Raw genomic sequence first — 1,653 nt, forward strand, 5'->3', positions numbered from 1 at the left:
GACTGATGGAATGTAGTTTTGTACTATCAAGATTTGTAAAGAAGCCTAGTTCACTATGTTTTTTGATAGCCATTGCAACTTCTTCTAATGAAGTATTTCCGGCACGTTCACCTAAACCATTGATAGTACACTCGATTTGTCTTGCACCAGCAATAGCACCGGCAAGGGAATTAGCTGTAGCCAGGCCTAAATCGTTGTGGCAATGGCAGGAGATAATCGCTTTCTCGATACCTTTTACGTTGTTAACTAAGTAAGCAATTTTTTCCGCATATTGATGAGGTAAACAAAATCCTGTGGTATCTGGAATATTGACGACAGTCGCACCTGCAGCGATGACGGCTTCAATCAACTGGGCTAGAAATACGATATCTGCCCGGCCGGCGTCTTCAGCGTAAAACTCAACATCGGGTACCAAATTGCGCGCAAGTCTGACGGCTTTTTCGGCACGTTCAATAATATGCTCACGGGTCGTATTAAATTTGTATTTTATATGATTGTCGGAAGATCCGATACCGGTGTGAATTCTGGGAAGTTTTGCATACTTTAGTGCTTCAGCTGCTACTTCAATATCTTTTTGCACAGCGCGTGTAAGACCACAAACGGTGACATTTTTAACGGCCTTAGAAATTTCTTCCACCGATTGAAAATCGCCGGGGCTTGAAATCGGAAACCCCGCTTCAATGATATCTACACCCAGCTCTTCGAGTTTTAAAGCCAGTTTAACTTTTTCTTCTTTATTAAGTTTACAACCTGGCACTTGCTCGCCATCGCGCAATGTAGTATCGAAAATATGAATCTTTTGTTCAGACATAATATTGAATAGTTTTATTAAAAATGTTTGTTTTTATGACGACAAATTTAAAACAAACAAATGTAAGTTTTTGTTACGATTTTCTTTGTACCATCAAATGTATTTTGTACTTACCTTTCCGACAAATTAAAATGTATTATATTTTACGTTGGAAAACGTAGCTTTGTAACCGCTAAATCCTTGTCAGATAAGGGTTTGCTAAAACGAATATTACAATGCCCAATAGAAGTAATGACGAGTTATTTCAATTAATTAAGTCACTTGAAAAGAGTGAAAAGCGCAATTTCAAATTGTTTATTAAGAGAATGTCGGGTAGCGAAGATCTTAAGATTGTGCAACTTTTTGATGCGTTGGACAAAATGGACGAATATGATGAAGAGACTTTGCTGAAGAGAAATAAAGCCATCAAAAAGCAACAGCTTTCCAACATGAAAGCGCATCTGGTAAAGCAAATACTCGCTTCTTTGCGTTTACTAAAGGATGACAGTAGTCTTGAAATGACTTTGAATGAACAAATGGCTTGGGCAAGAATTTTATACAGTAAGGGCTTATACATCCAAAGCCTCAAAGTGTTGGATAAGGTGAAGCAATTAGCGTCATCCTTTGGGCAAAATACATCAGTTTTGTTGGCTTTGGAGTTGGAAAAGAAGATTGAATTATTACATGTAACGAGAAGCATTCGCGATAGAGCAGAAGAACTTTCACAGGAAGTTTTGCTTATCAACAATCACATTAGTTTACAAAATCAATTATCGAATCTTGCGTTGCAACTCTATGGTTGGTATATAAAGATGGGACACGCGCGCGATGAGAAGGACGTAACGGCGGTGCAGCTCTTCTTT

At 38.4% G+C, this 1,653-nt stretch carries 1 protein-coding gene and 1 pseudogene; one reads left to right on the plus strand and one right to left on the minus strand.

Annotation, left to right across the window (positions count from 1 at the left end; translation table 11 throughout):
* The coding region (locus tag ACQR30_RS07895) for a 2-isopropylmalate synthase (RefSeq protein WP_429733729.1) at positions 1 to 811 on the minus strand (811 nt) is incomplete at its 3' end.
* Positions 812 to 1,026: 215 nt separating this feature from the next.
* Between ACQR30_RS07895 and ACQR30_RS07900 the strand changes: the two are divergent.
* Positions 1,027 to 1,653, plus strand: a pseudogene (locus tag ACQR30_RS07900) (hypothetical protein); the annotation flags it as partial.

Source organism: Arachidicoccus sp. (assembly GCF_050436765.1).
Taxonomy (GTDB): Bacteria; Bacteroidota; Bacteroidia; order Chitinophagales; family Chitinophagaceae; genus Arachidicoccus.